General features: G+C 72.9%; 12 protein-coding genes. 6 read left to right on the top strand and 6 right to left on the bottom strand.

Annotation, left to right across the window (positions count from 1 at the left end):
- The first annotated feature begins 335 nt into the window (after positions 1–335).
- Both ABTZ54_RS17500 and ABTZ54_RS17495 read left to right on the top strand, forming a co-directional pair.
- The gene (locus ABTZ54_RS17500) at positions 336–794 is read left to right on the top strand and encodes an SRPBCC domain-containing protein (RefSeq protein WP_351663809.1); all 459 of its coding nucleotides are present in this window, start codon (positions 336–338) and stop codon (positions 792–794) included.
- Positions 791–1141 carry an ArsR/SmtB family transcription factor gene (locus ABTZ54_RS17495; RefSeq protein ID WP_351663807.1) on the top strand — a complete coding sequence of 117 codons (351 nt, stop codon included), beginning with the start codon at positions 791–793 and terminating at the stop codon, positions 1139–1141. Before ABTZ54_RS17500 ends, ABTZ54_RS17495 begins: the two co-directional genes overlap by 4 nt.
- Before the next feature lie 221 nt (positions 1142–1362).
- On the opposite strand, the gene ABTZ54_RS17490 is transcribed toward ABTZ54_RS17495, so the two are convergent.
- The 4 genes from ABTZ54_RS17490 to ABTZ54_RS17475 all read right to left on the bottom strand — a co-directional run bounded on the left by ABTZ54_RS17490 (position 1363) and on the right by ABTZ54_RS17475 (position 5320).
- Positions 1363–2022: a CBS domain-containing protein gene (locus ABTZ54_RS17490; protein WP_351663805.1), complete on the bottom strand. Its 660-nt coding sequence runs from the start codon at positions 2020–2022 to the stop codon at positions 1363–1365.
- 26 nt (positions 2023–2048) lie between these two features.
- Positions 2049–3407: an MBL fold metallo-hydrolase RNA specificity domain-containing protein gene (locus ABTZ54_RS17485; protein ID WP_351663803.1), complete on the bottom strand. Its 1359-nt coding sequence runs from the start codon at positions 3405–3407 to the stop codon at positions 2049–2051.
- A 139-nt stretch (positions 3408–3546) separates the two neighbouring features.
- Positions 3547–4551 carry a nitroreductase family protein gene (locus tag ABTZ54_RS17480; protein ID WP_351664253.1) on the bottom strand — a complete coding sequence of 335 codons (1005 nt, stop codon included), beginning with the start codon at positions 4549–4551 and terminating at the stop codon, positions 3547–3549.
- Between the two features lie 118 nt (positions 4552–4669).
- Positions 4670–5320 (bottom strand): CBS domain-containing protein, encoded by a 651-nt coding sequence (locus tag ABTZ54_RS17475; RefSeq protein WP_351663802.1) that lies wholly within the window; start codon positions 5318–5320, stop codon positions 4670–4672.
- Positions 5321–5712: 392 nt separating this feature from the next.
- On the opposite strand from ABTZ54_RS17475, the gene ABTZ54_RS17470 reads away from it, so the two are divergent.
- The 3 genes from ABTZ54_RS17470 (at position 5713) to ABTZ54_RS17460 (ending at position 10303) form a co-directional block, all read left to right on the top strand.
- The gene (locus ABTZ54_RS17470) at positions 5713–6642 is read left to right on the top strand and encodes a universal stress protein (RefSeq protein WP_351663800.1); all 930 of its coding nucleotides are present in this window, start codon (positions 5713–5715) and stop codon (positions 6640–6642) included.
- Positions 6643–6747: 105 nt separating this feature from the next.
- Positions 6748–8490 (top strand): sensor histidine kinase, encoded by a 1743-nt coding sequence (locus tag ABTZ54_RS17465; protein ID WP_351663798.1) that lies wholly within the window; start codon positions 6748–6750, stop codon positions 8488–8490.
- A gap of 409 nt (positions 8491–8899) precedes the next feature.
- Complete coding sequence (locus tag ABTZ54_RS17460; RefSeq protein WP_351663796.1) at positions 8900–10303, top strand: CLIPPER-2 domain-containing protein; 1404 nt, start codon at positions 8900–8902, stop codon at positions 10301–10303.
- A 32-nt stretch (positions 10304–10335) separates the two neighbouring features.
- On the opposite strand, the gene ABTZ54_RS17455 is transcribed toward ABTZ54_RS17460, so the two are convergent.
- A complete protein-coding gene (locus ABTZ54_RS17455; protein WP_351663794.1) occupies positions 10336–11040 on the bottom strand; it encodes a response regulator in 705 nt (234 codons plus the stop codon).
- A gap of 90 nt (positions 11041–11130) precedes the next feature.
- On the opposite strand from ABTZ54_RS17455, the gene ABTZ54_RS17450 reads away from it, so the two are divergent.
- Complete coding sequence (locus ABTZ54_RS17450) at positions 11131–11670, top strand: hypothetical protein (protein ID WP_351663792.1); 540 nt, start codon at positions 11131–11133, stop codon at positions 11668–11670.
- Between the two features lie 28 nt (positions 11671–11698).
- On the opposite strand, the gene ABTZ54_RS17445 is transcribed toward ABTZ54_RS17450, so the two are convergent.
- The gene (locus ABTZ54_RS17445) at positions 11699–12445 is read right to left on the bottom strand and encodes an aldo/keto reductase (protein WP_502997256.1); all 747 of its coding nucleotides are present in this window, start codon (positions 12443–12445) and stop codon (positions 11699–11701) included.
- Between the last annotated feature and the right edge of the window lie 7 nt (positions 12446–12452).

The following is a 12452-nucleotide window of genomic DNA, read 5'->3' as shown; positions in this document are numbered from 1 at the left end:
TCCCCCACTGGGCATCGGTCAACACGCCCGATACAACGACGGGCTTCCCCCGCCCGCAACGACCTCAGAGCCCGGCCATGGACTTGTCGAGCACTCCACCCAGCGCACCGTAGACGCTGCAGCGAACCGAGTGCCCCGCCCTGCGGCGGAGCCCGAACCCCACGATGAACGACAACGTGAAGAGCCCACCGAGGGCCAGTCGGGAGCTTGCGCGGTGATCCGTAAGAAACCGCCTAGTTGAGCCCATGCCCACGCCCATGTGCAACCAATTGGTTGCACATGGGCTCTTGTGCGTGCAACCTTGGGGTAGCGCATCCGGATGAGATGAGGTTGCAGTGATTCCCAACGCGATCGAACGTGCCGTCCTGATCAACGCCTCCAGGGAACGTGTCTGGGCTGTGCTCAGCGAGCCCGCCTTCCTTGGCCGCTGGTTCGGTAGTGGAGAACCGGTCAAGATCGACCTGCGCCCGGGCGGCATTCTGGTTTTCGATCACGGCGTCCATGGCGTCATTCCCGCCCGCATTCAGACGGTCGAGCCGCTGCGTGTCCTGTCCTGGCGGTGGTCCCAAGGTGCCCCGGGGGAGGAGCCGGATGACTCCAATGCCACTCTGGTCGAGTTCACCCTGGCCGAGGACGACTCCACCGGAGGAACCCGGCTCACCATGGTCGAAAGCGGTTTCGCGTACCTCGGGCTGTCCGCCGACGAGGTTGCCGAACGGCACCGCGCCAATGGTCGGAACTGGCCCGGCAAGTTGGACCAACTGCGTGCGGACTGTGAGCAGACCGCGGCATGAGTCGTGATCGCACCGGCGAGGGTGAACAGGTGCCCGAGGACGTCCTGGTGGCGTTGGCCGACCCGATTCGCCGGGAGATCCTGGGCGTGCTTGCCCGCGAGACCGGTGTGACGTCGACATCCCTGGCGGCGGTCCTTCCCGTCAGCCGCCAGGCGGTGGCCAAGCACTTGGCCGTCCTCGACCGCGCCGGACTGGTGCGGGCCCACCGGGCCGGGCGCGAGGTCCGGTACGAAGCCGACCTGCGACCGCTGAGGCGGACGACCCTCTGGATGGACTCTCTCGCCACCCAGTGGGAACACCGCCTCCACGCGATCAAGGATCTGGCGGAGGGGGCCGATGGGCCCTGAAGCCGTGCCCTCGTCCGCTCGCGGCGACTTGTCTTCCTAGCCTGACAGCAGCGGAAGTCGGTGGTCCATCACCTGGCGCCGACGCCGGCGGTGGTCGGTGATCCAGTCGTCCGGTGGGACGAGCGGGACGACTACGGTGACCATGGGAGTAGTTCAGTGTCATCGGGGAGGCGCTGTTGAGTGAGTGACCATGCGGATTGACTTGTTTCAGGCCGGAGCGGTCAGTACGGCTCCTCCGCCCGTGCCGTGAGCTCGCACCGTACGTCCACCACTCCCTCGACCGCGCGGGCCAGGCGCGCCGCGACGGGGATCAGGGCGCTGTCGCGGACCGGGCCGGACAGGGTCGCGACGCCCGCTTCGACGTGGACGTCGATGCGGTGGGCGGAGAGGGGGAACAGGGGCTCGACGACGTCGTGGCGGATCTCGGTCGCCAGGTCCTCGTCCGGGCGGAGGAAGACCTTCAGCAGGTCCGACCGGCTCACGATGCCCTGGATGGTGCCGTGGGGGTCCACGACCGGGAGGCGTTTGACGCCGTGGACGGTCATGAGGCGGGCGGCGGCGGGCAGGGACGCGTCGGGGGCGACGGTCACCGGTGGCGAGGTCATCAGGTCCCCGGCCCGGCGGGAGCCGGCCTTCGCGGTGGCGTCCAGGTGCCGCATCTGCTCGACCAGGCCCAGGCGGTGGTCGTGGAACTCCTCCTTGAGCAGCAGGTCCGCCTCGGAGACGACACCGACCACCCGGCCCTCTCCCTCGACCACCGGCACCGCCGTCACCTTCCAGCGCCGCATGACGGTGACGATCTCCTTGAAGTCCGCGCCGGCGAGGACGGCGACGACCCGTCGGGTCATCACGTCGGCGACGGTGTACTGCTGCGAGGTCATGGTTCTCTGTTCCCTCTTCTCTCTCCTCAGCGGACCAGGACGGCCTCACCCGAACGCGGCACGACCGCCGTCCAGCCCAGCTCACGGTCGATGCGGTCGCGCAGCGCCTGGGAAGCCTCCGGTTCACCATGGACGAGGTACGTGGTGTGCGGGGGAGGGGCGCCGCGCAGCCAGTCCACGATCTGCCCGGCGTCGGCGTGCGCCGAGAAGTGCGGGACGTCGGCGACCTCGGCGCGCACCGGCACGTACTCGCCGAACATCTTCAGCGTCCGGACCCCGTCCACCAGGTCCCGCGCCCGCGTCCCCGCGGCGGCGAAGCCGACCACGACCACCGCGTTGCGCGGGTCGGGGAGCAGCCGGCGCAGATGGTGCAGTACCCGCCCGCCGGTGGCCATCCCGGCTGACGAGACGATGACGGCGGGCCCCCGCGAGTGGTTGATGTCGATGGACTCCTGGACGGTACGGGCGGCCAGGAACGGCTCCGGACTGAGCGCCGCCTCCCCCCGGGCCAGGATTTCGGGACGCAGCTCCGGCGACCGCTCGCGTACGGCGTCCCGGTACACGTCCAGGGCGGCCAGGGCCATCGGGCTGTCCACGTACACGGGGACCGACCGGGGCAGCACGCCCGTCTCGCGCAGCCGGCTCAGCTCGTGCAGGACGACCTCGGTGCGGTCGATCGCGAACGCCGGGATCACGACCGTGCCGCCACGGGCAACGGTCCGTTCCACGACGGCGCCGAACGCGGACCGCGCGGACGCCTGGTCGTGGCGCCGGTCCCCGTACGTCGACTCCACGAGCAGCACGTCCGCGCCGGAGAACGGTTCCGGCGGCAGCAGCAGCGGGTGACCGGGCCGCCCCAGGTCTCCCGAGACGGCCAGGGTGTGCCCGTCCTCCAGCGTGAGGCGGGCCCACGCCGATCCGAGGATGTGCCCGGCGTGACGCAGCGTCAGCCGCGTGCCCGCCGTGATCTCCACCTCGGCGCCGACCGGGACCGGGTCGAAGAACGCCAGGGTCTTCTCCACGTCGGAGTCGTCGTAGAGCGGCTTGGCCGGCCGGTGCTTCGACCAGCCGTGCTCGTCGGCGTGCCGGGCCGCCTCCATCTGGAGCCGCGCGCTGTCGCGCAGCACGATCGCGGCCAGCCGCGCGGTGGGGGCGCTCATGAGGATCGGGCCCCGGAAGCCCTGCCGCACCAGGCGCGGCAGATAGCCGCAGTGGTCCAGATGCGCGTGCGTGACGACCACGGCGTCGATGTCGGCGGCGTCCCGCCCGAACCGTTCCCAGTTACGGCGCCTCAGCCGCGCGAAGCCCTGGAACAGGCCGCAGTCCAGCAGGATCCGGGCCCGGTCGCTCTCGACCAGGAACTTGCTTCCGGTGACCGTCCCCACGCCCCCCAGGAAGCTGAGCAGGGCGGGGCGGGGGGTGGGGCCAGGGCTAGGACTAGGGCTGGGGCTAGGGGCGTGCGGGGCTGCCTCGGACATGGTCGTCCTCCTTGTGGTGGGTGCCGGTCCGGCCCGGCCGGGTGGCTCACGCGATGTCGAGCACCTCCGCGACGGGCCGCCGGGGCGTGGCGCGGCCACGGGGCCCGTATCCCAGGCGGAACACCATGTGGACGAAGCCCATCGTGGAAGCCGGATCCCGGGCGAGGGAGCGTAGTTCGGGCCACTCCAGGGGCTGCGACATGAGCGACGTGGACAGCCCGTCGAGGGTGGCCCTGAGCAGGATCCGCTGCATCGCCTGGCCGGCCATCAGCCACTCCCGAGGGGTGTCACCCGCCGTACCGAGGAGGGCGATCTGGGGCTTCTTCTCGAACGAGGCCGAGGCGCGGGCGGCGACCCGCCGCGCGGTGTCGAAGTCCCGGACGGGGGAGGTCACGTCGTACTGGCGCGGTCCGAAGGCGTACGAGGGGATGCCCTCGCTCATCCCCTCGCTCATCCCCTCGCTCATCCCCTCGCTCATCCCCTCGCTCATCCCCTCGCTCGTCCCGTCCAGCGTCGTGCCGTCCCCGGCCTTCCCCGTACGGGTCCACGCGGCGACCTCCTCCCGTACCGACGCGTTCGCGGCCTCGAACAGCTCGGAGGCGTGGACCAGGCCCAGGACCGCGTCGGTGTGCCACGCGCCGGGTACGACGAGCCGGCAGCCCTCCCGGACGGCCTCGGCGCTCAGCCCGTCGAGGAGCTCGGCGGGGATCCGTTCCTCGGTGAACGGGAAGCGGCTGGTGTGCCGCTCCCACAGCGCGGGGCGCAGCACGGCCAGGTCCCGGTCCTCGTCCCGGCCCTCGGCGGTGGGTCCCTGGAGGCGTACGTCGGCGAGGTGCCAGGGGTCTCCGGGCTCCGGCAGCAGCCGTACGTCGGCGTGCAGCCCGTGGTCGGCGGCGGCCACCCGCAGGCTGAACAGGGCGGCACCGCAGCCGAGATGGAGGGCGCGGTGGGCGGGGTCCTCGCGTGGCAGGGCGCGCGCCGGGTCGCCGTACAGCTCCACGGTGTCCGTCCCAGACCGGTGGACGAACCTCCAGGGCTGCGCGTTGTGCATCGAGGGCGCGGTGACGGCGTCCTCGACGAGAGCCGTCAGCAGCGGGCGGGTCAGGGGAGCGGTGGTGGACACGGTTCGTCCGTCCTGTCCTGTGTGAGGGGTGCCCCTGGAAATCGGGTCACCACGGGCTGTCGTGCATGTCCTGCGTGTGCCGCACGTCCTGCGTGGCTCGGGCGGCGGCGCCGGGGAAGGTGTCGTCCTCGGGGGTGGACAGCCGGTCCACGACGGCGACGACACCGTCCACCCGCTCGGCCAGCCTCACCAGCACCCGGGCCCGGCTCCGCCGCCGTACCCGCCCTTCCAGGGTCACCACACCGTCCACGACGTGCACGTCCACCGCGTCCCGGGGCAGGCCCATGGCCTCCGCCAGGACGTCCTCCCGTATGCGGTGCCGGATCTCCGCGTCCGGGCGGAGGAAGACGCACAGCAGATCGCGGCGGGTCACGATGCCCACCAGCCGTTCCTCCTCGTCGACGACGGGCAGGCGCTCCACCCCTCGGCGCACCATCAGCCGGGCCGCGTCGGCGGCCGTCTCTTCGGCGTGCACGGTGACGGCCGGGGCGGTCATGAGCTCCCGCGCGTCCGTCCGGCGGCGGGCCAGGAGGTCGGATTCGGAGACGACGCCGATGACGTGCTCGTCTTCGTCGAGGACGGGCAGCCCGCTGATGTCGTGCTCGGCGAGCAGCTTCGCCACGTGCTTGAAGGGCGTCGAGGGGACGGCGGAGATCACGTCGTCGGTCATCAGGCCGCCGACCTTGATGTGCTTCATCACCGCGCCTCCTGTTCGCGTCGCCCTGTCCCTCCCCGCTCCACCACCGTCCACCGCGCGCCGACGCGGCACGAGGGGCCGAATGGTCCCGCCTCCGGCCCGACCGGACCCGACCGGCCCCCTCCGGACCCACCGCACCCACCGGAACGGCAGGGACCTTTGGCCCCGCCCTTGCCCCCAGCGGCCCTCCGGCCGCGCGAAGGCCGGATGCCACGGTGGGAGCAGGCCCACGGATACGGACACGGACACGGACACGGACACGGACCGCCCGAGGAGGAGCCATGGACGGAAGCGACGGGAGGCAGGAGCGGAACGGCGCGGGCAGGGCAGGAGGGGCAGAAAGTGCGGACCGGGCGGGCAGCACGGACACGAGAGCCGGGAAGGCTGGAAGGGTGTACGAGCCCCCCACACCCCCCACACCCCCCGTCCCCGCCCCTGCCCCCACCCCCGGCCGGATCGTCGTCGGCGTCGACGGCTCGCCCTCCTCGCGTACGGCCGTGCGGTGGGCCGCCGCCGAGGCGGTGCTGCGGGGTGCCGGTCTCTGTCTCGTTCACGCGACGGACACCGACGCGGCGGCCGGGTTCCTCTCCCGCGCGGAGGCCGACCGCTGCCGCCGGACCGGACAGGAGCTGCTCGACGCCGCCGTCGAGGAGGTGGCGGCGCTCCACCCCGGCCTCGCGGTCGTCACGGAGCTCGGTACCGGCCCGCCCGCCGCCGGGCTCCGTACCGCCGCCGGTCTGAGCGGCACGATCGTCGTCGGGCACCGGGGCGCCGGCGGGTTCTCCTCGCTCCTGCTCGGCTCGGTCGGCCTCGACGTCGCCGCGAGCGCCACCAGACCGGTGGTCGTGGTGCGCGGCTCCGCCGACCCCGCCGAGGCGGCCGCCGTCCTCGTCGCCGTCCGTGACGGGAACGACCTGGGCTGCGCCCGGGAGGCGGCCCGCGAGGCCCGGCTGCGCGAGGTGCCCCTGCGGCTCCTGCACGTATGGGCCCTGGCCTCGTACGACGGCGTACGGACGGCGCTGCGCGACGGTACGGGGAACGGTGTCCGCGAGCACGTGCGCGTGCCGAACGAGGTCGCCGAGCGCCTGCACGGGGAGTTCCCGGACGTCACCCTGCTCGCCGACGGCGAGAAGAGCCACAGCGTGCCCGGCGCCCTCGTCGACGCGTCCCGCCACGTCGGCCTCCTCGTCGCGGGCGGGCGGCGCGCGCCCGGGTACCTCGGCCCGACCATCGGGCGCACCACGCTCGGCCTGCTCCAGCACGCCCACTGCCCCGTGGAGCTGATCCCCCGGAGCGGGCCGGGGCACGGGACCACCGCCTGAGGGGGGCGGGGACCGGGCCGCCCGGATACGGTGAAGGGGGGCCGGGCGCGTGCCATCGCGCGTGCGGTACGGCCGGAGGGCGGGGGCCGGAAGCCGGAGGCGGCGATGGGGCGTGACGACCCGGAGCGGGCCCACAGCGGGCTCCCTCGACTGCGGCTGGACGAGCTGCTCGACGAGCTCCAGGTGCGCATCGACGAGGTGCGGGGCACCCGGGACCGGCTCAACGGGCTGCTCGAAGCCGTCATGTCCGTCGGCCGGGAACTGGACCTGCCCCAGGTGCTGCGCGGCATCGTGGAGGCCGCCGTGACCCTCGTGGACGCCGAGTACGGCGCGCTGGGCGTCATCGGCGAGGACCGGCGGCTCTCGGAGTTCCTGCCCGTCGGCATCGACGACGAGCGGCGCGAGCGGATCGGCGCCCTCCCGTCCGGTCACGGTCTGCTCGGCGAGCTGATCCGCAACCCCAAGCCGCTGCGCCTCGGCGAGCTCTCCGAGCATCCCGCCTCGTACGGGTTCCCCGCCCACCATCCGCCGATGCGCTCGTTCCTCGGGGTGCCCCTGCGGGTCCGCGACGAGGTGTTCGGCAACCTCTACCTGACCGAGAAGCGGGGCGGCGCCGACTTCGACGCGGAGGACGAGGCCGTCGTCACGACGCTGGCGGTCGCCGCCGGCATCGCCATCGAGAACGCCCGCCTGTACGAGGAGGGGCGGCTGCGGCAGCGCTGGCTGACCGCGAGCTCCGCGCTGACCAGCGCCCTGCTGTCCGGTGCGGCGGAGACCGAGGTCCTCGACGGCATGCTGGAGCAGGCGGTGGACATCGCGGGCGCCGAGATGGGCGTGTTCTACCTGGTGGGGCCGGGCGGCGAGCTGCGCGGCTCGCTGGCCCGCGGCGAGGGCGCCGACGAGCACCGGGGCGTCGTGCTGCCCAGCAGCGAGGGCACCCTGGCGGCGGCGGCCCTCGCCGAGGACGGTCTGGTCACGGTGGCGGACGTCGAGCGCGACGAGCGGGTGACGGTGCAGCCGGAGCGGTGGAAGGGCTTCGGCCCCGCGGTGGCCGTCACGGTCGGTACGAAGGAACGCCTGAGCGGTGTGCTGATCCTGGCGCGGAGCAGGGGCCGGCCGCCGTTCACCGGAGCCGAGATCGCCGCCCTCCCCGGATTCGCCGACCAGGCGGCCCTCGCCCTCGAACTGGCCGACCGCCGCCGCGACTCCGAGCAGGTCAGCCTCCTGGAGGACCGCGACCGGATCGCCCGTGACCTGCACGACCTGGCGATCCAGCGGCTCTTCGCGACGGGGATGACCCTGCAGAGCGCCCGCCGGCTCGTCGAGCACCCGGAGGCCTCGGACCGGCTGAACCGGGCGATCGACGACCTCGACGCCACCATCAAGATCATCCGGGCGACCATTTTCGGCCTCCGCGAGCACCCGCCTCCGGGAACGGCGCCCAAGCTGAGGAACCGTATCGTCAAGGCGGTCGACTCGGCCGCCTCCACCCTCGGCTTCGCCCCCGCCCTGCGCATGGAGGGCCTGCTCGACACGGATGTGCCGCCCGAGGCCGCCGACGAGGTCGTCGCGGTCATCGGCGAGGCGCTCACCAACGTGGCCCGGCACGCGGGCGCCCGGCGCGTGGAGGTGGCGGTCGTCGCCGAGGACGGCGTCCTGGCGGTGGCCGTGAGCGACGACGGCGTGGGCATCGCCCCGGGCGGCGCCCGCAGCGGCCTGCGGAACCTGGCCGAGCGGGCGGAACGCCTGGACGGCGACCTGTCGGTTGCCGCCCGCCCGGAGCCGCCGGGCGGCACGGTCCTGGAGTGGCGGATCCCGCTGCGTACGGACCTGGGGAGCGGGGACTAGGAGCGACCGCGGCCGAGGGCGCCGCTTCCGTCACCCCCTCCTCCGTCACCCCTCCGCCGCAGCCTCCGAACGTACGCACGTCAACTGCGCACCCTCCAATTCACCTCCCCATGTGGCGCAGGCTCGTCACGAGGCGGTCGTATCCGGTCAGCGCCCAAGGTGCGTGAGGGAGCGGTGTGGCCAGGGTGGGGGACGGGGTGCGGTGGAGGGGGCGGGGAGGAGCGGCAGGGCTGTGGCGTCGGGGCCCGCGCGCGCAAACCTCCAGGTCCGCGGTGGCCGGGACGCCTTCGCCGCGACTGTACGTGACCCTGGGCCCTGCGCTGAGCTACGGAGCGCTCCCGATCCCCGCCGCCCGTGGTGCGCGGGGCGCGGGGCAACGGTCCACCGTCGACAGAATGGAGACGTCAGCATGAGCACACCTCCGCCCGTCCCGTTGCGGGTCGCCCTCGTCAACGGCAGCTTCGAGCAGCCGTCCGTCCCCGACATGGCGTTCCTGCCGGACGCCTCCCAGACGCAGGCCCCGCGGAACGTCCCGGGCTGGCTCACGACCGCCACGGACCACATGATCGAGTTGTGGCACTCCGGCTTCAACGGGGTGCCGTCGGCGGACGGCGAGCAGTTCGCCGAGCTCAACGCCAACCAGGTCTCGACGCTCTACCAGGACCTGCCGACCACCCCCGGCACCAAGCTGTACTGGCGGCTCTACCACCGCGGCCGGCAGGGCCAGGACACGATGGCCCTGGACATCGGGGCGCCGGGCGGCGTGGTCGAGCAGCGCAGGTTCACCGACGGCAACACGGCGTGGGGCTACTACACCGGGACCTACACCGTCCCGGCCGGGCAGACCACCACCCGCTTCGCCTTCCGCTCCGTCTCGGCCGCCGGCGGCAACCAGGGGATCGGCAACTTCCTCGACGGGATCTTCTTCGGCACCGCACCGTACGTGGTGCTCACCAAGAGAGCGTTCCCGGCGGGCCCGCTGGACGTCGGTGACGTCGTCACGTACCGGATCACCGCGAAGAACGAGGGCGGTGGCGCCGCCGATCGGCTCACCCTGACCGACGTGGTGCCCGCGGGCACCACGTACGTGCCCGGTTCCCTGCGGGTGATCGACGGTCCGAACAGCGGGGTGAAGACCGACCGGGCCGGGGACGACCAGGCCTCCTACGACGCCGCGGCGGGCGCGGTCGTCTTCCGGCTCGGCACCGACGCCTCCGCCACGCAGGGCGGGAGCCTTGCCAACACCGCGGCCCTGCCGGGCGGCACGACCGTCGAGTACCGCGTGGTGCTCGGCCTGGAGACGGCCGGGACGCACGTCACCAACACGGCGACCGCCACCTACGAGAACCGGCTCGGCCCCACGCCCCAGTCGCTCACGGCCACCTCCGACGAGGCCGTCACGGAGGTCCGGCCGGCCGCCGACCTGGACGTGACGAAGGCGGCGGACGACACCACCGTGACCGTCGGGCAGACGGTGAGCTACCGCGTGACCGTCCACAACGCCGGCCCCAGCCCGGCGACCGGCGTCACCGTGACCGACCGGCTCCCGAGCGGCCTCGCGTTCCTTTCCGCGGAGGCGTCGCGAGGGGCGTACGACGCCGGGACCGGACTGTGGACGGTCGGCGACCTGGCCGTCGGGGCCCGGGCGACGCTCACCCTGAGGGCGAAGGCGACCAAGACTGGCCTGGTCACGAACACCGCGTCGGTCACCGCCGTCGAGAAGGACCCGGACCCGTCCGACAACACCGACTCGGTACGCGTCTGCGTCGAACCGGCGCCGGCCTGCTGCGACCCCTGCGTGCCGCGCGGCTAGCCGCTCCACGGGCCTGAGCGCGCGGCGCGCGGTCAGGCCTCCCGGTGCTCGTGCTCGTGCTCGTGCTCGTGCTCGTGTTCGTGGGCCTGGGCGGCGATCACGGCCGCCTGGACCCGGCGCTCGACGCCCAGCTTGCCCAGGAGCCGTGAGATGTGGTTCTTGACCGTCTTCTCGGACAGATAGAGCCGCTTGGCGATCTGCCGGTTGGTGAGACCCTCGCCGATCAGGTCGAGCACGGACCGTTCCCGCTCGGACAGCACGGCCAGTCGCTCGTCCTCGGGGGGCTTCGCCGTCTCGGGGGCCCGGAGCGAGCGCATCAGGCGGGCGGTGGTCGCCGGGTCGAGCATCGACTGGCCGGTGGCCACGGTCCGTACCGCGGCCACCAGGTCCGAGCCCTTGATCTGCTTCAGCACGTAACCGGCCGCGCCCGCCATGATCGCGTCGATGAGGGCGTCCTCGTCGTCGAACGAGGTCAGCATCAGACAGGCCAGGTCGGGCAGGCGGGAGCGGAGCTCGCGGCACACGGAGATCCCGTCGCCGTCGGGCAGGCGCACGTCCAGCACGGCGACGTCCGGCCGCAGCGCGGGCCCCCTGGCCAGCGCCTGCTCCGCCGTCGACGCCTCGCCGACCACCACCATGTCGGCCTCGTCGTCGACCAGGTCGCGCAGCCCCCGGCGGACCACCTCGTGGTCGTCCACGAGGAAGACCCGGGTGACGGCGGGGGAGACCTCGGCCATGCCTGGATTGTCCCAGTTTCCGCCCGCGAATGAGGCGGTAGTGCGACAACTAGGGTTTCCATATCCCGATCCGGAAACTATAGTTGTCGCATGACGGTCTCTGAGATCCCCCCGGAAGAGCAGACAGAACTTGAGAAGGCGCTGTACGACGCCTTGAATCCGCTCGCCTCGGCGATCCGCTCCCGGCAGACCGGGCTGTCCGTGGAGCGGATGTGGGACGCGGATCCCGTCGACGTGGCCCTGTCCGTCCTGGCCGCGTGGAAGGTGATGGACGCCGAGGTCCGGCGGCTGACCGCGCACGCGGCGGCGACCGCGGGCTCCTACGGCGCCAATTACGAGCAGATGGGGGCCGTCTGGGGCATCACCCGACAGGGCGCCCGCAAGAAGTGGCCCGACGCCATCAGCCGCCCGGCGCCCGCGACACCGGGCCGGAGCACGCTCGCGCTGTTCGGGGGCGCCGCCGAACTGCTCCAGGCGCCTTCCGGTGACTGGAGCTGGACGGGCGTGGGCGCTGACGGGACATCCGTCGCGGCCGCCGAGGGGACGGGCTACGCGACCGTGGAAGAAGCGGCGGCCCATGCGGGCGGCTTCCTCAGAGAACACGCCCTCGACGCCGACGAGCGCTCCTAGCGCCGGGCGACGTTCCTCGTCCGCCGGCTCAGCGGCGCTTGATCCCCTCCTGGGCGTTCGGGGCCAGGGCCGGCTCGGTCAGCGGGGCGTCGCCGAGGGCGCGGTCGACGGCGGCCAGCAGGTCGGGGGAGAGCTCGACCCCGGAGGCGGCGGCGTTGGCGTGGACCTGCTCGGGGCGGGAGGCGCCGGTGATGGCGGAGGCGACCTCCGGACGGCGCAGGACCCAGGCCAGGGCGAGGGTGGGCAGGGAGAGCCCGGCCTCCTCGGCGATCGGGACCAGGCGCTGGACGGCGTCGAGGTTCGCCTCGGTGTAGACGAGGTCGCGGGCGCCGGCCATCGCGTCGTTGGCGAAGCGGCTGCCCTCGGGGACGGGCTGCCCGGGGAGGTACTTGCCGGTCAGGACGCCCTGGGCGAGCGGGGACCAGACGATGTTGGAGATGCGGTGGGCCTCGGTGAGGTCGAAGAGCCCGGCCTCGGGCGCCTGCCAGAGCATGGAGTACTGCGGCTGGGAGGAGACGAAGAGCTCGGGTCCCGCGAGGTCGATCGCCGCCTGGATCTGCTCGTTCGTCCACTCGCTGAAGCCGAGGTAGCGGGCCTTGCCCTGCTCGACGACCTTCTGGAACGCCTCGATCGTCTCCTCGATCGGTACGGACGGGTCGAAGCTGTGCGCCTGGTAGAGATCCACGTGATCGGTCCGCAGCCGGGTGAGGGAGGCGTCGATCTGCTTCGCGATCTGTGCGGCGGACAGCCCCCTGTCGGCCGGGTCGTCCGACATGGCCCCC

Origin of the sequence: Streptomyces sp. NPDC094032, from assembly GCF_040303965.1 — a bacterium.
In the GTDB taxonomy this organism is placed as follows: Bacteria; Actinomycetota; Actinomycetes; order Streptomycetales; family Streptomycetaceae; genus Streptomyces.
Note: the sequence above shows the minus strand (reverse complement) of the source record. Positions and strands in the feature narration are given on the sequence as shown.